This is a genomic window from Paenibacillus abyssi (assembly GCF_014640295.1).
GTDB classification, from domain to species: domain Bacteria; phylum Bacillota; class Bacilli; order Paenibacillales; family Paenibacillaceae; genus Paenibacillus_D; species Paenibacillus_D abyssi.
Map to the genome: position 1 here is coordinate 219154 of NZ_BMGR01000003.1, position 18340 is coordinate 237493.

Annotated in this window: 17 protein-coding genes, 5 tRNA genes, 1 pseudogene and 2 riboswitches; of the genes and pseudogenes, 15 read left to right on the forward strand and 8 right to left on the reverse strand. The window is 48.1% G+C overall.

Annotated elements, in window-relative coordinates; all coding sequences use genetic code 11:
- Positions 1-167 precede the first annotated feature (167 nt).
- The 3 genes from IEW11_RS05655 to IEW11_RS05665 all read left to right on the forward strand — a co-directional run bounded on the left by IEW11_RS05655 (position 168) and on the right by IEW11_RS05665 (position 3804).
- A complete protein-coding gene (locus tag IEW11_RS05655) occupies positions 168-2390 on the forward strand; it encodes a Tex family protein (RefSeq protein WP_308422706.1) in 2223 nt (740 codons plus the stop codon).
- A gap of 123 nt (positions 2391-2513) precedes the next feature.
- Positions 2514-2948, forward strand: coding sequence for an RrF2 family transcriptional regulator (locus IEW11_RS05660; protein ID WP_188529830.1), 435 nt, complete (start codon positions 2514-2516; stop codon positions 2946-2948).
- A 217-nt stretch (positions 2949-3165) separates the two neighbouring features.
- Positions 3166-3804, forward strand: coding sequence for a nitroreductase family protein (locus tag IEW11_RS05665; protein WP_188530220.1), 639 nt, complete (start codon positions 3166-3168; stop codon positions 3802-3804).
- 58 nt (positions 3805-3862) lie between these two features.
- On the opposite strand, the gene cmpA is transcribed toward IEW11_RS05665, so the two are convergent.
- Both cmpA and IEW11_RS05675 read right to left on the reverse strand, forming a co-directional pair.
- The gene (gene cmpA, locus IEW11_RS05670; RefSeq protein ID WP_188529832.1) at positions 3863-4006 is read right to left on the reverse strand and encodes a cortex morphogenetic protein CmpA; all 144 of its coding nucleotides are present in this window, start codon (positions 4004-4006) and stop codon (positions 3863-3865) included.
- A 90-nt stretch (positions 4007-4096) separates the two neighbouring features.
- Positions 4097-4450, reverse strand: coding sequence for a hydrolase/acyltransferase (locus IEW11_RS05675; protein ID WP_188529834.1), 354 nt, complete (start codon positions 4448-4450; stop codon positions 4097-4099).
- A gap of 104 nt (positions 4451-4554) precedes the next feature.
- Here IEW11_RS05675 and IEW11_RS05680 point away from each other — a divergent pair, with 104 nt between their 5' ends.
- The 6 genes from IEW11_RS05680 to IEW11_RS05705 all read left to right on the forward strand — a co-directional run bounded on the left by IEW11_RS05680 (position 4555) and on the right by IEW11_RS05705 (position 5741).
- On the forward strand, positions 4555-5037 hold the full coding sequence (locus IEW11_RS05680; RefSeq protein WP_188529835.1) for a SprT family protein: 483 nt from the start codon (positions 4555-4557) through the stop codon (positions 5035-5037).
- A gap of 48 nt (positions 5038-5085) precedes the next feature.
- A tRNA-Asn gene (locus IEW11_RS05685) sits at positions 5086-5161 on the forward strand.
- A gap of 5 nt (positions 5162-5166) precedes the next feature.
- A tRNA-Ser gene (locus IEW11_RS05690) sits at positions 5167-5257 on the forward strand.
- Between the two features lie 198 nt (positions 5258-5455).
- Positions 5456-5530 (forward strand) — tRNA-Glu (locus IEW11_RS05695).
- Between the two features lies 1 nt (position 5531).
- Positions 5532-5607 (forward strand) — tRNA-Lys (locus IEW11_RS05700).
- A 48-nt stretch (positions 5608-5655) separates the two neighbouring features.
- Positions 5656-5741 (forward strand) — tRNA-Leu (locus tag IEW11_RS05705).
- A gap of 71 nt (positions 5742-5812) precedes the next feature.
- On the opposite strand, the gene IEW11_RS05710 is transcribed toward IEW11_RS05705, so the two are convergent.
- Complete coding sequence (locus IEW11_RS05710) at positions 5813-7396, reverse strand: ATP-binding protein (protein WP_188529837.1); 1584 nt, start codon at positions 7394-7396, stop codon at positions 5813-5815.
- A 126-nt stretch (positions 7397-7522) separates the two neighbouring features.
- Positions 7523-7608, reverse strand: a riboswitch (cyclic di-GMP riboswitch).
- Between the two features lie 246 nt (positions 7609-7854).
- Here IEW11_RS05710 and IEW11_RS05715 point away from each other — a divergent pair.
- Both IEW11_RS05715 and IEW11_RS05720 read left to right on the forward strand, forming a co-directional pair.
- Complete coding sequence (locus IEW11_RS05715; protein WP_188529839.1) at positions 7855-8928, forward strand: hypothetical protein; 1074 nt, start codon at positions 7855-7857, stop codon at positions 8926-8928.
- A gap of 136 nt (positions 8929-9064) precedes the next feature.
- Positions 9065-9208, forward strand: a riboswitch (cyclic di-AMP (ydaO/yuaA leader).
- 128 nt (positions 9209-9336) lie between these two features.
- The gene (locus tag IEW11_RS05720; RefSeq protein ID WP_188529840.1) at positions 9337-10527 is read left to right on the forward strand and encodes a KamA family radical SAM protein; all 1191 of its coding nucleotides are present in this window, start codon (positions 9337-9339) and stop codon (positions 10525-10527) included.
- A 269-nt stretch (positions 10528-10796) separates the two neighbouring features.
- Here IEW11_RS05720 and IEW11_RS05725 read toward each other — a convergent pair whose 3' ends face one another.
- The 5 genes and pseudogenes from IEW11_RS05725 to IEW11_RS05745 all read right to left on the reverse strand — a co-directional run bounded on the left by IEW11_RS05725 (position 10797) and on the right by IEW11_RS05745 (position 13755).
- Positions 10797-11231, reverse strand: a complete 435-nt coding sequence (locus IEW11_RS05725; RefSeq protein WP_188529842.1) for a protein-tyrosine phosphatase family protein — start codon at positions 11229-11231, stop codon at positions 10797-10799.
- Between the two features lie 12 nt (positions 11232-11243).
- A pseudogene (locus tag IEW11_RS05730) lies at positions 11244-11549 on the reverse strand (VOC family protein); the annotation flags it as partial.
- Positions 11550-11567: 18 nt separating this feature from the next.
- On the reverse strand, positions 11568-11993 hold the full coding sequence (arsC, locus tag IEW11_RS05735) for an arsenate reductase (thioredoxin) (RefSeq protein WP_188529844.1): 426 nt from the start codon (positions 11991-11993) through the stop codon (positions 11568-11570).
- A gap of 21 nt (positions 11994-12014) precedes the next feature.
- On the reverse strand, positions 12015-13427 hold the full coding sequence (locus IEW11_RS05740; RefSeq protein WP_188529845.1) for an arsenic transporter: 1413 nt from the start codon (positions 13425-13427) through the stop codon (positions 12015-12017).
- A 16-nt stretch (positions 13428-13443) separates the two neighbouring features.
- Positions 13444-13755: an ArsR/SmtB family transcription factor gene (locus IEW11_RS05745; protein WP_188529846.1), complete on the reverse strand. Its 312-nt coding sequence runs from the start codon at positions 13753-13755 to the stop codon at positions 13444-13446.
- 186 nt (positions 13756-13941) lie between these two features.
- Between IEW11_RS05745 and IEW11_RS05750 the strand changes: the two genes are divergently transcribed.
- The 4 genes from IEW11_RS05750 (at position 13942) to IEW11_RS05765 (ending at position 18321) form a co-directional block, all read left to right on the forward strand.
- The gene (locus IEW11_RS05750; protein WP_188529847.1) at positions 13942-14892 is read left to right on the forward strand and encodes a C40 family peptidase; all 951 of its coding nucleotides are present in this window, start codon (positions 13942-13944) and stop codon (positions 14890-14892) included.
- 184 nt (positions 14893-15076) lie between these two features.
- A complete protein-coding gene (locus tag IEW11_RS05755; RefSeq protein WP_188529848.1) occupies positions 15077-16411 on the forward strand; it encodes an extracellular solute-binding protein in 1335 nt (444 codons plus the stop codon).
- 103 nt (positions 16412-16514) lie between these two features.
- Complete coding sequence (locus IEW11_RS05760; RefSeq protein ID WP_188529849.1) at positions 16515-17408, forward strand: carbohydrate ABC transporter permease; 894 nt, start codon at positions 16515-16517, stop codon at positions 17406-17408.
- 19 nt (positions 17409-17427) lie between these two features.
- The gene (locus IEW11_RS05765; RefSeq protein WP_188529851.1) at positions 17428-18321 is read left to right on the forward strand and encodes a carbohydrate ABC transporter permease; all 894 of its coding nucleotides are present in this window, start codon (positions 17428-17430) and stop codon (positions 18319-18321) included.
- Positions 18322-18340: the final 19 nt, after the last annotated feature.

The window sequence follows — 18340 nt, forward strand, 5'->3', positions numbered from 1 at the left end:
CTGCGAGCGGTCAAAGCCGCCACTGGACGAGTGATCGCCCCAGCTGGCGGCTTTTTCTGGTAATATATCCACAAATCTGCGAAAATGAAAGTGATAAGGTCGTCAATCGACAAGGAATAAAGGATGGTGTTAACGGCGTGGCTGAAACGAAATCAATCGATGAAATTATAGATGGCTTGGGTGGCAAGACAGAGCTTACTCCAGAACAAAAAGCAAATCAGCAGCAGCGCATAGAAAAGCAGATTGCCGGAGAGCTGCAAATTCCGATGACAAAAGTGAAAGCGGCAGTAAGCCTGCTCGTGGAAGGGAACACGATACCATTCATTGCGCGTTACCGGAAGGAAATGACCGGTGAGCTGGATGAGAATCAGCTGCGCAGCATCGAAGAACGATTACAATATTTAAATAACCTGGAAGACCGCAAGCGGGAAGTTATCCGGCTGATTGACGAGCAGGGCAAGCTGACAGCCGAGCTGCGGGCGTCGATCGAGCAATCGGTCAAGCTGCAGGAAATTGAGGATCTATACCGTCCTTATCGCCAGAAGCGCAAGACCCGTGCCAGTGTCGCGAAAGAGCGCGGCTTGGAACCGTTGGCGGACTGGTTGTTCGCTCAGCCTAAGCAGGGTGAGCCGCTTGTTGAGGCGCAGAAATATATCGATGCGGACAAAGGCGTCGCTACTTCGGAGGAAGCGCTGCAGGGCGCGATGGACATTATAGCGGAGAACCTGGCGGATGATGCCAAGTATCGTGCATGGGTTCGCAAATTTACGTTTGACCAGGGACTGCTCCGTACAGAAGCGAAGGACGCTGCTGCTGAGTCGGTCTATGAGATGTATTACAGTTATCAAGAGCCTGTCCGCAAGCTGCCGCCTCATCGGATTCTGGCGATCAATCGCGGAGAACGGGAAGATATGCTGCGCGTACACCTTGATGTTCCCATAGAGCGGATTCATGAATATTTCAACCGTCAAGTCCTGCGCAATCACACCACGCCGTCGATCGCAGCGGCGCTGGTCAGCGTGATTCAGGATGCTTACAAAAGATTGATCGCACCTTCCATTGAAAGAGAAGTGCGCGCTGAAATGACGGAGAAAGCGGAAGAGCATGCCATTCAAATTTTTTCCGCTAATTTGCGCAATCTGCTGCTGCAGCCGCCCGTTAAGGGCAGTGTCGTACTCGGTGTCGATCCGGCATACCGCACAGGCTGTAAGCTGGCCGCAGTGGACGATACAGGCAAGCTGCTGGAGGTTGCCGTGACCTATCCGACGCCTCCGAACAATAAAGTTGCAGAAGCTGAGAAGATCATCAACGGCATCATTGACCGTTATGGGGTCAGTCTTATCGTAATCGGCAACGGCACAGCTTCGCGAGAGACAGAGCAATTTATCGCCGGTCTGATCGCCAAGCGCAGTGGTAAAAGCGGGAATGGGCAGCAGTTGAAATATATTATTGTCAACGAAGCCGGAGCCAGCGTATATTCGGCATCCAAGCTTGCGCAGGAAGAATTCCCCGCGCTGGATGTTGCTGAGCGCAGCGCCGTATCGATTGCCCGCCGTTTGCAGGATCCTTTGGCTGAGCTGGTAAAGATTGAACCAAAGGCCATCGGAGTCGGCCAGTATCAGCATGATGTCAGCCAGAAGCGCCTTGAAGAGAGCCTGGGAGGCGTTGTTGAATCGGCGGTTAACCATGTCGGCGTGGATGTCAATACAGCCTCGCCTTCGCTGCTATCGTATGTAGCGGGCGTAAATGCGACGATTGCGAAGAACATTGTCAAATTCCGTGAGGAGAACGGGAAGTTCGAGAATCGTAAGCAGCTGCAGAAGGTGCCTAGGCTGGGGGCAAAGTCATTCGAGCAGTGCATCGGTTTCTTACGCATTCCCGGCGGCAGCAACCCGCTCGACCGGACACCGATCCATCCTGAATCCTATGGCGTTGTTGACCAGTTATTCAAAGAGTTGCGTCTGGAGCTGCAGCAGCTTGGAACGCGGGAACTGGCCGATAAGCTCTCCCAGATCGAGCCCGAGGCCGTAGCGCCGCAGCTTGGCGTCGGTGTGCCGACGCTGCGGGATATCGTGGATAGCCTGCTTCGTCCAGGCCGCGATCCGCGTGAAGAGCTTCCGCCTCCGATTTTCCATACCGATGTGCTGCAAATTGAAGATTTGAAGCCTGGCATGGAGCTGCAGGGAACGGTCCGTAACGTCATTGACTTCGGGGCATTTGTGGATATCGGAATTAAGAACGATGGTCTTGTCCATATTTCTCAGATGAGCGATCGCTTTGTCAAACATCCGATGGATGTTGTTTCCGTCGGCGACAATGTGACGGTCTGGGTGCTGAGCGTTGACCTGAAAAAAGGACGTGTCAGCTTGACGATGCGCAAGCCGGATTAGACATTGCTTTCAAGGGGAGCAGCTGGAAAAACTGGCTGTTCTTCTTGAACAATATGCAGGATTTCGGGAACATTTTAGAGTATCCTTAACATAAAGTTCTCATGGGAAGAGGGGGACAAACGAATGAAAATAGATCGATGTTCAGGATCGCCAAACCATAAATGGTACGGGTTGTCGCTGCAGGCGATGGTTGTCATGACACGCAGCGATTGCACCTGTTCAAGCTCGGAGATTGCCGGTTTGCTTCACTCCGAGGCGACGCTGCTGCGGCGCGTGCTTGCAAAGCTGGCGAAGGAAAATCTGCTGGAAACTCGCGAGGGCCGCGAGGGCGGATACCGGCTAAAGAAGCCGGCGGATGAAATTACGTTAGCCGATGTCTATTGCGCGCTTCAAGTCGGAGATCCGCTGTGCAACGGAATGATCGATACGACTGGATTTCACCCTTTTGGGCAGGAGATGAAGGCGGCATTTGCCGACATTACATCAGAGATCGATCAGCAAATTGTTAGCGTGCTGGAGCGATACACAATTGCTGACTTGGCGGAAAGAACGAAGTGAACGGAGGGTGTTGACATTTCGTTTAGCCCGCCCTATACTGTGCAATATATACAACAGTTAGTGTTGTTTTGTTTTTAATTTATATAACTGTGATGGTTTTACCACAGAATAACAGGATGGGTTCCCTGTTATAGTCGGCATTGGAGACTTATTTTTTAGTTATAACTGTGCTAAAAATTACACAGAACTTCTGGTCCAGACAAAGGAGGACAACATGATGCAAACCCAAGTGGAAAATAAACAAGACTTTTCATCGGTTATTCGGGATCGCCATTCGGTCAGAAGTTATGACCCATCCCATGAAATTTCGGAGCAGGAAATGAAGGAATTGCTTGGCGATGCGATTCTTGCGCCATCATCGAATAATTTACAGCCTTGGCGGTTTCTTGTCATTCAGAGCAAGGAGTTGAAAGCAAAGCTGCTGCCCATTGCATACAATCAACAGCAGGTTGTAGAAGCATCGGCTATCGTGGCTGTGTTTGCAGACATGGAGGCGTATAAGCAAGCGGAGACCATCTATGGACGCGCGGTTGAAGCAGGTTACATGACAGAGGCGACGAAGGATGCTTTCGTAACACGCCTTACAGGGGCTTATGAAGGAAAGCCGGAAGTATACCGTGAGACAGCATTGATAGATGGAGGCCTCGTCTCTATGCAGCTTATGCTGGCGGCAAAGGCCAGGGGATACGATACCGTGCCTATGGGCGGATACGATAAGGCGCAGTTTGTCCAAGCCTTTGAGGTGCCCGGGCATTACGTGCCGGTCATGCTGATTGCCGTAGGTAAAGCAGCGAAGCCAGGCCACGCTACAACTCGTCTGACGGTCGACGAAGTTGCTTATTTCAATACGTTCTAATCGTTGATATAAAAAAGCCAATGATTTCTCTACGGGAGAGATCACTGGCTTTTTCTTGTCATGGCATGAATCCAGCTGAATGCTGATCGGCCGGTTGGGATTTTGTACGGTAAAAAAACCAGCAATCGTTAAGAAGTCGGATCTGCCGGCGGTCCTTCTTCAGAAATGCGCGCATTAATTGGTTACAAAGCCATTGCGGCATACGAATCGCCCTCCTCCGGAATCGGATGTATGATTAAGCATATGGAGTTGGGCGAATGTCCGTGCAGGTCCAAGAGGACGCTTTTTGCAGTTACATGTCCATTTCTTCTTCATACCACTGCTCAAGCTGCGCTTGCAGGGCACGAATTTCGGTCAATAAGGAAATCAGCGGGTATGATTTTTCCTGAATACCGGAGAAGTCCTTCTCCAGCGCATTCATATAATCCAAACCGCCAGTTACGGTGATGGATGGGCTGTGCAGCTCCAAATCCGCGCATTCGGCAATCGCATAGGGAAGCCGGGGCACGTTGTCCGCTGTCAGCTTATCGATCTCTTTATGCAGCCTCAGATTGAGCGCGCTTAGCTGGTAAGCGTGAGAGGCGGGCATTTCCACCACGGAGATGGCTGCATCGCTCTTCATGATTATGTAGCGCATTGTAGGCATATGTAAATTGACTCCCCTCAAATTCTAATCTAATACACATAAATACTACTTGACAGTGTAGCGCAAAAAGCCTTATAAATTCAAGTAGTTGGGGGAGAATAACCATGAATGATGAAATGCTGCAAGCTTGGGTGGAGAAGGTATCGCTCGAATCGTTCGGGCTGGCTTTCCGTCACCGGGCTACGTTTAATCCGAGGCTGCGGACAACGGGCGGCCGATATTTCACCAAATCTCATAATATCGAGATCAATCCACACCAGTTGGAAAGCTTCGGGGCGGAAGAAACCGAGAAGATTATAAAACATGAATTATGCCACTATCACCTTCATATTTTAAAGCGGGGGTATCAGCATAAGGATGCAGATTTTAAAAGGCTGTTGGCCAAGGTCGGAGGTACGCGGTTTTGCAATTCTCTGCCCGGAAGCCGCACGGAAAGGCGTGTGCAGCCCTATCGATATAAGCTCGTATGCAAGAAATGCGGCCTGGAATATTTGCGCAAGCGTAAGCTGGATCCACGGAGATATGCGTGCGGCAAATGCAGCGGAAAATTATTATTAATCACGCTTGACATTAAAAACGAATCGTGATAAATTATTTCTTGTCACTTTAAGTGATCGAGTTTATATTGTAGACGTTCCCTGATAGCTCAGTTGGTAGAGCACTCGACTGTTAATCGAGTTGTCACAGGTTCGAGTCCTGTTCGGGGAGCCATTCATGGAGAGATACCCAAGTGGCTCAAGGGGACCCTCTGCTAAGGGGTTAGACTGCGCAAGTGGTGCGAGGGTTCGAATCCCTCTCTCTCCGCCATATTTTACGAAAACGGACGGGCCGTTTCAACGGTCCTTTTTGTTTGCCTGATTGATGCGAAAAAAAGATTGATTTTCGGGTATATAATGGAAGAAATTTTTTCAAAGAAAGATGAAAAAAAGGACTTGCTATCGTCTCGGATTTCAGATATAATCATTTTTGTTGTCATCAGAGAGCACTTACACATTCATGAATTATGGCCCGTTGGTCAAGGGGTTAAGACACCTCCCTTTCACGGAGGTAACAGGGGTTCGAATCCCCTACGGGTCACCATGAGCCATTAGCTCAGTTGGTAGAGCACCTGACTTTTAATCAGGGTGTCGTAGGTTCGAGTCCTACATGGCTCACCATTTGCTTCTTCCTCAGTCGCAGATGTATAATAAGCAAGTAACAAGCATGCGGTCGTGGTGGAATGGCAGACACGCTATCTTGAGGGGGTAGTGGGTGTATACCCGTGGAGGTTCGAGTCCTCTCGACCGCACCATACATAACAACGAAAAAGCCTTGATATCCAAGGCTTTTTTTGTTCTTTTGAGAATATGCATTTCTTGAATATCATGCATCCATTACTGGTGAATAAGCAGGCAAATAAATATCTACCGTTGTTCCATTATCCACCTCGCTATGGATGAGAATCTCTCCATTATGCTCCTGTACAATTTTGTAACTCATCATTAAGCCTAGCCCTGTACCTTTTTCCTTTGTACTGTAGAACGGCTCACCCAAATGCTTGAGGCGATCGGCAGCGATCCCGCAGCCGTGGTCGATGAAACGGATAAGCACCTTATGATCTACTGTTTTGCATTGAATGGAGACGATGCCTCTTTTTTGCATCGCTTCCATTGCATTTTTGACGACATTGATAAATACTTGTGTTAATCGCTGCTCATCGCAGTATATGCTGGGCATATGTTCTTCAAAATGCAATTCAATGGACATCTCCATAAGGCGTGCTTCGTATTTAAGCAGCTTCTTCATACGAAGCAATAAGGGAACCACCGCTTTTTTCTCTAATTGCACGGCTTGTGGTTGGGATAACACCAAAAACTCACTCGTGATCGATTCGATGCGAAGTAACTCTTCTTTCATAATATTGAAATAATCTTGGTTGTCGCTGTCTTTGCTTAATATTTGTAAAAATCCTTTCAACGTTGTCAAAGGATTTCTAATTTCGTGAGCCACTCCAGCAGCTAATTGTCCTACCGTTTTTAATTTGTCTGCTCTTCTCCATAATTCATTTAATTGCTTTTTCTTTTCAATATTTTTAAATATGACAACAGCTCCAGTAACTTGACCCTCCTGTACAATAGGGGTGCTGACATATTCGACCGGGAACGAAGTGCCGTCTTTTCTCCAGAAGATATCCTCAGCGACTTCTATCACTACGCCGTCCTTGAACGATTGATAAATAGGGAACTCCTTTTTTTTATAAGAAGCCCCATCTATTTTTGGATTATGAAGAATGATCTCACTATTACGATTTAACATCTCTTCACTTGAAAATCCGGTCATTTTTTCCGCTGCTTGATTCCAGATGGTTGTATTTAAATTCTGATCAAATCCATAAATGCCTTCTCCTAATGATTGAATCAGCAGTTCCTTCTCTTTATTGAGCCGATCAATGCTGCGCACGGCCAAGCGGAGCTCCATCTCGTCCATGACGATTTGAGAGAGGGTCTTAAGGATATTGAGCTCCTGATCGCTTATCGTACGCGGGTGAAGGTCAATGACACACAATACGCCCAGATTATAACTGTCATGGGTATTCAGCGGGATGCCGGCATAAAAGCGGAAACCCATCTCTCCCGCCACCAGCGGATTGGAGAGTGATCGAGGATCAATGCTGGCATCGGTAAGGACATAGGGGATCCCCTCAAGGATGGCTGAAGCACAGAGTCCCGGATCCCTGTCAATCTCTTGAACGCTCAATCCATGATGAGACTTAAACCATATCCGATCCGTATCCACTAAACTGACGATTGCGATCGGCACATTTAAGAGCTGGGCAGCGAGGGCTGTAATCCGGTCGAAAGCCCCATCAGGGGGTGTATCCAGTATCTGATACCGCTGCAAAGCCTTTATACGTTTCCACTCGTTTTCAGGATGGAATGAAGATTGCTGTGAATGGTCTACGGGCATAATTAGAATGCCTCCTTCCTGATTTATGGAATTCACTTATTCGAGTTCGATATGAATGCGTTTTCAACCGGATATAAAAATAAAAACATCATGAAAAAAGTGATGTTTTTAGACGTTCATCACACATTTGGTAACTTGGCAGCCATAGAATGATCTTCCTTAGGCCCATAGTTTTGCGTCCCTAATTTTCAGTAGGTTTGCCGTTTCAATAGCGTATTATGTCGATCAAGTTATTTTTATTATATTTGTGTTTTACAAACTTTACAATAAACTTTTACAAAAACTGGTTCAACTAGTTAAGATGAACGAAAAGTCCAGCTCACTATATCTTCATGTTATCCATGAGCCAGAGGAAAGGGTAAAGCGTATTGAAGTCAACTTGCTTGAATTGGCGAGCGAAGGTTTGATTGTATTTTATGATAAGATTGTTTTAACGTAACATTTTGGGAGGGAAAGGGATGACGAGCTTGCATGCTGATCTTAATATTAGCACGATGAATGTGCCAAGTACTGCCTTTACAGAAATTTCGTCTGCGGAACCGGGCAGCAAAAGACGATTAATGGTAAGCGATAATCCTGAAAATCTGGATGCCGCGAGCTTTCCGGCTGCGGTCGGCACGCTTTGGTATGATAAAGTGAACACCTCTGAGCGCTCGGTAACGCATCGTGTATTCGGGTGGCATCATAACAAGATGGGCCGAATGGTTCATATTGGACTCATCATAGAAAATACATCGGAAACGAATCAGATTCAAATCAGGCAGATACATCGGGAATTGCGTCTACATAACCATGATTGGCTCATACATATTGGACAAAGCCTGGCAACATTATGTCTTAGCGGAATGATGGAAGCCTTTACCGCTGATGATCATCAACCTTTTGCAAAAGGCGTTTCGCTAGTCGAGTCTACTGCTGTATCCGACGACCTTTTATATGGATTCATCTATGAATTTACGATCGTCCGCACATCAGGGACCGGAAATCTCGATTATATTATCCGCACGGTTGCCAGCCAAGAACAGGAAGCAGACATAAGATCGATTACTTCCGAGCCTCTTCCAAGTATACATGCCCATCCGCGCGGAAGTTGGCCTTATTCGGAGACAATCGCGCAAATGTCGCCTTATACCGTTGGGGAGGAAAAGCTCTGCCGGCTTTGCACCAAAGCAACGCTGGATGGAGCAGCTCCTGCAGATTTATTGTTTACTTCCGTCACGAGTGAAATGAAAGAGGGTGCGGTCAATAACATCGGCCAATTTGGCGTGAACTACACGGTGAACATCCCGATCATAAACAACACGAATGAGTCTAAGATGATACGGATCTCACTGAATGCCCGTGGCGGTAAATATGCCGGGGCAGCAGCTATCGATGGTAGGGTGTATGGGATTCCGACATTATCAGACAACACGGAAGGCTGCTATCTCGCCGACTACACCGCTCCGGTCGGGACAAGCACATTTTCATTTCAAATCATGCATGCCGGAGATTCAATGCTCCCGATCGGTATCTTTGTGACAACCATATAAAGATTATTTCTTAAAAGAACTTGCAACAGTCTGCTAAGGACTACCGCAAGTTTTTTGTTGCGCGGAAATAAGATGACATTAAAGTTGAGCTTGCTGTATATATTTAGAAATTGACAAACGAGTTTTTTCTAATTATTATGAAATTGCGCTTAATTTCCGGTTGCAATGTCCGGAAAGCGGGGGAACCAGTTATTTTGGGGCGAATCATTCTTGACAGAATGTAGGGTACCATCTTACCCGAGTCCGTCAGCTAACCTCGTCAGCAGTTAGATGGGTCGTTTTACTTGCCACTATAAGTAGAGCCTAGACCCTTATTTTAAGGGTCTTTTTGTGTTCTTTGGACCCGACTGCTATAACATTGCCGTTTTACAGTATCCCCTGATGATCAAGTAAAGGAGAGAAGTAAACATGGCGAAAGCTAAGTATATTACCGACATCGGGAAGCTAACGATGATCCCGGAGCTGGAAAGAGAACAGCTGAAAGCAATCACGAATAAATTTGTGTTTCGGGTCAATGACTATTACTTAAACCTGATTGACTGGAAGGATCCTGCTGATCCGATCCGCAAATTGGTGATTCCCAACACGGGAGAGCTCAAGGAATATGGCCGCTGGGATGCGTCAGACGAGGATACCAACTATGTCGTTCCAGGCTGCCAGCACAAGTACGATACGACCGCTTTGCTTCTCGTTTCCGAAGTTTGCGGCGCCTACTGCCGATATTGCTTCCGCAAACGCCTGTTTCGCAACGACGTCAAAGAGGCCTTAGCAGATGTTACTCCTGGCTTGGCTTATATCGCAGAGCATCCGGAAATTAATAATGTTCTTCTTACAGGGGGAGACAGCCTCATCCTGGCGACTTCCAAGCTCCGCAGTATTATCGAACGGCTGCGCGAGATTGAACATGTAAAGATCATTCGTCTCGGCTCAAAAATCCCTGTATTTAATCCGATGAGAATCTATGAAGATCCTGAGCTGCTCGCACTGATTAAGCAGTACTCCACGCCGGAAAAACGGATCTATGTCATGGCGCATATCAATCATCCCCGCGAAATTACGGAAGAAGCGAAGAAAGGATTCGAAGCCCTGCATCAGGCGGGGGCGGTTGTGGTCAATCAAACGCCTGTCTTGCGCGGGATCAACGATGATGCAGCCGTGCTCGGCGAGCTGCTGGATAAGCTTTCTTGGGCCGGGGTTACACCTTATTATTTTTTCGTCAACCGTCCTGTAGCCGGGAATAGGGAGTTTGTCCTTCCGCTTGAGAGAGTGTACCGTCTCGTTGAAGAAGCAAAGGCCAGAACCTCGGGCCTGGGCAAGAGAGTGCGGCTTTCGATGAGCCATACTTCCGGCAAAATCGAGATCCTGGCGATCGAAGACGGTAAAGCATACCTGAAATATCATCAGTCCAGAGACGGGCATTACGGTAAAATGATGATCCTCGATTGTCCGAAGGAAGCGGAGTGGTTCGACGATCTTCCCGGAAATGAGCTGCATTGGGAAAAGCCCGTGAAGAAGCACAATGATACGGTTTCGGTCAATGAGCTTCCGAGCATACCGTATCCGGTGAAAAATCAATATTTTATGGCCATGAGCGATTAATACAATCCTCTAGAATGACTTGCGGAGCTTGCAAGATCACCTGCTGGTCTATCAGTAGGTGATTAGATCAGCTCTTTCGCCACTAACTCCAGCACATACGTCTCTCTTTCGATGGAGAACCCCATTGACGCTTCCCGATTTGCAATCACTTCTTTGTTATGTTTAATGGCATCGTGAATGTCGATCCAGACCGATCATTACAATAAAGGTTACCGGAAGGCTTGTCACAGACAAACCATCCGGTAACCATTAGTATTGCTTATACCGTTTTATTTCGAATACAATTTTTCCAATGCATCTCTTTGCGGCTGACGAATTTGGATGACAGGGCGAATGCTTTTAGCTTTTTCCTCAGCCTCTTCTATCGTACCGCTTAAGCCCAGCGAGATCAGTGTTCCAATCGCAACGGCCCCTGTGCGGCCCTTGCCGCCGCCGCAATGAAAGCCTACTTTCTTGCCTTTTTTATAAGCACTGACCACATGATCGATGGCTGCTTGAAACAACTCCTCTTGAGGGGTTTGGGCATTGTCGCCGATCGGTACTTGTATCCATTGAACGTCTGGGCTCGGATAAGCGCAACCGGTGGATTCCTCCCGTAAATCAACAATGACCTCGACCTGCTCGTTCTTAATCATCTGTTCGATATCCGCAGCCCCGCCCATAAATATTTTGTTGCTGATTAAGCTATGATAATTTTTATCCATCGTAACAGCCCCTTACTTCTTCTTAAATGACATCATTTCAATGTTGATCGGTTGGGATGGGGGCGCGCAGCATAGAGACAAGTCCCGCTGCTCTCCTGCGGATTCAAATTCTGAATCCTCTTTAGTGAAGAAGATTTCCCAAGCGTTCCCATCCGGGTCATATACCCATACCTTGTCTTGAACCGCATAACAGCATGTCGTTCCCATCTCGTCAATGGTGAGCAGGCCGGCTTGGCGAAGCCGCTCTCCGATAGCCAGAACCTCTTCCGTGTTGTTCACTTGAAAACCGAGATGGTTCAATGCGCCATTCTTCTCAAATGTGCATCGGCTGGACCATCATTTGCCTGTCTCCACAAACTGCTTGATGCGGGCTTGAATGGAATCGCGCACTGCACGGAATTGAGCGGTAATTTCTTCTTCAGTGCCCGTTGCTTTGGCAGGATCCTCGAAGCCCCAGTGCCACTTCACGACATTCGGGTTCGAAATGACAGGGCAATGCTCATCGGCATGTCCGCAAAGCGTGATTACATAGTCTGCGCGGTTTAAGATCTCAGGATCGATCACATCCGACGTATGGGTTGAAATGTCTATGCCGGCTTCCTTCATCGTTTGGACGGCGCGTGGATTTAAGCCATGCGCTTCCAGTCCTGCGCTTTTCACCTCGTATTTGTCACCACCCAGTGCTTTCAAAAATCCGTCGGCAATCTGGCTTCTGCAGGAATTACCTGTACACAAAAAGTAAACGAAAGGTTTTTTCTCCATGATATAAAACTCCTTTATATGTTAGTTGTTTACGCGCTGCTGGCGTTTTTGGCGATTGGGTTGAAGAAATTTAAGCATGAATCCCGCAATAATCAGAACGAGTGTGACAGCCGCGATTGAAATCCAGATATTAAGCCCGGTATTGGAAATGAAATACAGCCACAGGTAAAGGCCGGCGAGCGTAATGAACAGCGTTGGAACCGTCAGGATGATTCCGACCTTGAAGTAATAGCCCCAGCTTATTCTCACGCCTTTTTTGGATAAAACATGCAGCCACAGCAAGGTGGCCAAGGAGCCGATCGGGGTGATCTTCGGACCCAAATCCGAACCGATGACATTGGCGTAAATTAAAGCTTCTCTAATAATTCCTTCCGTCTGCGTTCCATTAATCGCAAGCGCATTGATCATGACTGTCGGCATGTTATTCATGATCGAGGACAATATCGCGGCGATAAAGCCCATTCCGACAGTAGCGGCGAACAAGCCCATGTCCGCAACAGCTTCAATGACGCCGCCAAGCAGATCGGTAAGCCCGGCATTTCGAAGTCCATAGACAACGACATACATCCCAATGGAAAAAACAACGACCGCCCATGGCGCATCCTTAACAAGCTTCCTTGTATCAATTGCCGGGCTTTTGCGCGCAACCAGAAGGAAGACGATGGCTGCCGCTCCTGCGACAAAGGAAATGGGAACGCCTGCGAACTCCCCAAGGAAATAACCGGCCAGCAAGACGGCCAGGATCACCCAGGATAACCGGAACAGCTTCTTATCCCGAATGGCCTCATGGGGGTGTTTGAGCTCAGCGAAATTATAATTGCCGGGCAAACTTTTTCTAAAATACAAGCGCAGCACGATTAGACTCGCAATGATCGAGAAAAAGTTCGGAACGATCATCCGGCTCGCATATTCGGCGAAGCCGATACTGAAATAATCCGCGGACACAATGTTTACCAGATTGCTGACGACTAAAGGCAGGGAAGCAGTGTCCGCGATAAAGCCGCTCGCCATTATAAAGGGAAAGACCAGCTTATCCTCAAACTTGAGCGCGCGCATCATCGAGAGTACGATCGGGGTCATAATCAGCGCGGCCCCGTCATTGGCGAACAGGGCGGAAACCGCCGCGCCAAGCAGAATAATGTAAACAAACATTAATGTGCTGTTACCACCTGCCAGCCTGGCCATGTGGAGGGCGGACCATTCGAAGAAGCCGATCTCGTCCAGCACAAGTGAGATCAGGATAATCCCGACAAATGCCAGCGTGGCGTTCCATACGATTCCGGTAACGGTAATGACATCGGGGAAGGTAACAACGCCGAACGCCAATGCCAATATGGCACCGCCGGTGGCTGACCAGCCAATGTTCAAGCCTTTAGGCTGCCAGATGACAAACACCAAGGTCAGCAGAAAAATAATACATGCGATATAAGCCATACATTCCTCCAGGACGTCAACAGTGATTGTTTTGTAATTGAGCTAATTTCTCTTGCATTGAAGGAGCGAGGTCCAAAACGGCTTTGATGTAAGGGATCTCGTCCGTCTTCAGCGAGTAATATACCCACTGGGCCTTTTTCGTTTCATTAACGAAGCCGGCTGCCTTCAATTTGCGCAGATGCTGGCTTGCATTCGGCTGTGAAATTTCTAAAGCTTCAACAATATCGCATACGCAAAGCTCTTTTTCCTTCAGCAGCGTTAATATGGAAAGGCGGGTCTTGTCACCGAGAAGCTTTAAGTTATCAGCCATTTCCTCAATTTGATCCATATGTGCCTCCTTTCTTTTGTAATCCCATAACGTTCAGATTATCAAAATCAACCATTGGCATTATAACATAATCATATAATAATTCAATTATATACTAATATTAAAATGATAAGAGTTTGTAACGTGCATAATTATCGATATATAGAAAAAACTAACCAGTAACAATTGGAAAAGGAGTTTTTTTGTATGCTGTTTCTAAAGAAATCGCAATGCGGGGTGGCTGTCGCTCTTTGTATCATTGCCATCAGCAGCGTAGGGTGTACAAACAAGCAGCCCGCAGGCAATGCTGAACCAAAGGCATTCTCAGTGGGGCAAACCGCCACCATGCTTGTGGCGAATAATGCCGCCTATCATAACGTTCCTGTATTTAAAGAAAAGAACGGATTGGTCTGGATTCCGCTCAGGGAATCCGCGAGGTCGCTTGGTTTAGATGTGCACAAGGCCAAAGACAGTTTGGCTATTGGCAACACAGATGCTGCCTATACGGTGAAAGTGAACCGAAAGTTAGCCTATGCAGGCGACCAGCCGATTGAGCTGCCCCATGCGCCCAAAGTAATTGCCGGCAGGCCCTACATGACCACGCAGGCATTTTCCGTCTTGCTGGGCACTTCCGTAAAATGGGATGCACAGCATTCAGAAATTAATATTGCTCCGATTGATGATGGTTTCTTGCCGAAGCGGCAGAGCGCATCCGGGCCGGAACAGTCCGGGCCAGGCTCAGGCCGGCTGCGGAGCCTTTCCGTTCCGACGGCAGATAAACATAATTTGATCCAGTTTGCAGAGACGTTTATCGGAACGCCATATCAATTTTCAGCAGGTAATTACGAAGCAGCGCGTACCTTTGATTGTTCTTCCTTCGTGCAATATGTATATGCCCACTACGGTGTGAATCTCCCAAGAACGTCACGTTCGCAAGCGGAAGTCGGACAAACCGTATCCGCCGATCAACTGCAGCCTGGAGATCTGATGTTCTTCTATACACCCGGCCGGTATGACAGCAATCGTATTGTAGGGCATGTGGGGATCTACGAGGGTGATGGGAAGATTATCCATACGTACGGAGAACCCGGGGTAACGATTAGCGAGTTCAACGATTATTGGAGAGGCCGCTTCCTTTTTGGAAAGCGAGTGAATTAAATATAAACGCTCTGTCGAGGCTCAGGCAGAGCGTTTTTTTATGTAGCGCGCTGTACCTGGCCGTTATAAAAAGTAAAAAAATTAAACATGATTTCTTTAATTTTTACATTTCGCGGAGAGCGGGAAGCTTGTAATATTAAAATGTGAAATAAAACGTTTACAATATGAATTAGGGGGAAACAGAATGAAGAAACGGCGTACGTTAACCATGATTATGTCGACGGTATTGGCAATCACCTTAACGGCATGCGGCGGCAGCAACGGCGGCGGCTCAGCCAGCGAGAACGGTGCAACTAACACCCCGGCGGCAAACCAGAACAAAGAGAACATCACGATTACGTTCCAGACGCTGCAGACGGATAAATCCGCACCTCAGTATCAAGTTGAGGAAGAAATCGCAAATAACTATATGGCAGAAAACCCGCACATCAAGATCGAGTGGGACCGCCTGGATATTGAACAGCAGAAGGTGAAGCTGAAGACACAAGCGGCTTCCGGGGAAGTGGCCGACATCACGATGGTTAACCCGGGCGCTCAGCTCCAGCCATTCGCGGATGGAAAAGTATTGGCTCCATTGAACGATATGCTCGATGACGAACTGAAGGGAACCTTCCTCGAAGGCGTACTGGATTACTACACGTTCGACGGCAATGTATATGCACTTCCTTACAACATGAACATCGCAGGAATCTTCTATAATAAAGAGCTGTTCGAGCAAGCAGGCGTAGAGCCGCCGGCTACGTTCGAAGACATCATCGCTTCCGTTCCAAAGTTCAAGGAAGCCGGCATTCCTGCGATGATGGTGGCAGGCAAAGACAGATGGCCGCTGTCCTTCATGTTTACGAACATTTTGCAGCGCGTCAATGGCGGACCTAAATTTCTGGATGATGTCGTAGCAGGCAACAAGCAGTTTACCGATCCGGTGTTTGTGGAGGCGATTGCCAAGCTGCAGGAATTGATTCAGGCCGGCGGTTATCAAGAAGGCGCAGCGACGTATGACTATAACACGACCTCCCAGCAGTTCCGTGACGGGATCGGCGCGATGTACTACATGGGTACATGGGAAATCTCCACAATTGACTCATCCGAGAAAGTCGCAGGTAAAATTGGCTTCTTGCCGTTCCCGACTGTCGGCGGCAAAGGAAACGCGAGCGATTTTGTCATCGCGCCAGGCACAGCTTATGCGCTAGGTGCGAACAGCAAACATCTGGATGAGAGCAAAGCATTCCTGAAATACCTGCTGCTCAACTATCCGAAAGTCGCGTTTGAGAAAAAAGCGGCAGTCGGCCTGGCTCAGAAGGTGGAAGGCGATATGAAAGCGGCCGGATACTCCGATCTCGCGATTGAAGCGATGGCGCTGTTCAATGAAGTACAAGGCGGCGACATGAACTTCGACAACGTCATCGAGCCTGCAACGACGCAAACTCATCTGAACGGCCTGCAAGGCCTGCTTGTCAAAGAAGCGGATCCGGCGGCACTTGCTGCAGAGCATCAGAAGACATGGGAAGCGAACAAATAAGTTGCATTGCAAAATTGCAGAGGGAACCGAAGGGTTCCCTTTGCTACTAAGCTATAGACCCGTTCATGCTTCATGAACGCGCATCGCCAGGGAGGAATAACAGATGAATGGTGTATTGAGAGTAAGTAAAGGAACGATCGCCGTATTCGTTCTTCCGTGTTTATTGTTCTACCTGGCCTTCGTCTTCGCTCCCATACTGGTATCCGTCTATTATTCCTTCATGGAATGGTCGGGTATGGGGGAAGCGAAATTCATAGGTCTGGAAAACTTTATCGTCATGTTTACGCAGGATGCTGTTTTCTGGCCATCCGTATTGCGGACGTTATATATTTCCGTGTTCTCACTCATGCAGATACCGATTGCCGTAGTGGTGGCTATTCTGCTCAGCCGTTATGTGCGTCGGGCCAATTTTCTTGTATCGAGTTACTTTTTGCCGGTTATTCTGTCGGTCGTCGTCATTGGCCAGCTGTGGAAGGCGATCTACAACCCGGCAGCGCTTGGCGGTATGCTGAATAAGCTTTTAACCTCGATCGGACTTGAATCGTGGACGCGAACGTGGCTGGCGGATCCGGATATTGCGATTTTCGCGCTTTGTTTCGTTATCTTTTGGCAGTTCATCGGTTATCATGTGCTGATTCAATTTACCGGCGTCCAAAATATCTCAAGCGATATTTATGAGGCGGCTAGCATCGACGGAGCGGAAGGCTTTAAGGCGGACCGTTATATCACGCTTCCCCTTCTTGCACCGGTTATCAAAATTTCGGTCGTATTGGCCGTTATCGGATCTCTGAAAGCATTCGATTTGATTGTGGTCATGACGGGCGGGGGGCCTGCCGACAGTACGCAGGTTATATCGACCCATATGTATCTGATGACCTTCAACTCGTTTAAATACGGTTATGGCAGCGCGATCTCTACGTTTCTCGTTGTGTTCTGTCTGGTCATGACAGTACTGCTGAACTGGATGTTCAAGCGTGCCGAGGCATCTGCCTCATAGGAAAGGAGTTGGCCTTACGATGATTACGGAAACCGCAGCAGCAAATAAGGCTCCGCAAGCGGCAGTCGGACAGAACGGCATCTTCAACCGGCGCAAGTTAAGAAAGGCCGGCGCATGGATCTTCTTGGGGATTTTGGCCGTCACACAGCTTTACCCGCTTGTCTGGCTTCTGTTATACTCATTTAAGACAAACAGCGAGATCATGTCCGGACAGTTTTTCGCGCTGCCTAAAGAGTGGCAGTGGCAGAACTATGCCGACGCCTTCACGGCAGGCAATTATTTGCGGTATATTTCAAACAGCATTTTTGTAACGGGCGTCACGCTTATTTTGACGATTTTGTTCAGCGCGATGGTTTCTTATGCGATTACACGGTTCAAATGGCGCTACGGAAATACCGTGCTGCTGCTGTTTATGATCGGCATCATGATCCCGATTCAGTCGACGCTGCTGCCGCTCATGGTTATTTTCAAGAACATGTCGATTCTGAATACGCATCTGTCCATTATCATTCCTTATGTAGCCTTCTCGATCCCGATTGCGGTGTTTATTCTGTCGGGCTTTTTGCGAGGCATTCCGCATGAGATCGAAGAGTCTGCGATGATCGACGGCGCGTCCATCTATCGCACGTTCGCTTTCATTATTTTACCGATTACCGTACCTCCGATCATGACCGTAACGATTCTTACGTTCATCTCGATCTGGAACGAGTTTATTATCGCAGCTACATTCCTGTCTGCGGAAGGGCTTAAGACGCTTCCTTTCGGACTAAACAGCTTTATCGGACAGTATACAGCCAATTACGGCGCGATCGGCGCTTTCCTGGTGCTCGGGGCGCTGCCCGTTATTATCGTCTATTTCATTCTCTCAGAGAAAATTACGAAGGGGATGGTAGCCGGCGCAGTCAAAGGCTGAGTCTGCTTTCGCCGATAAG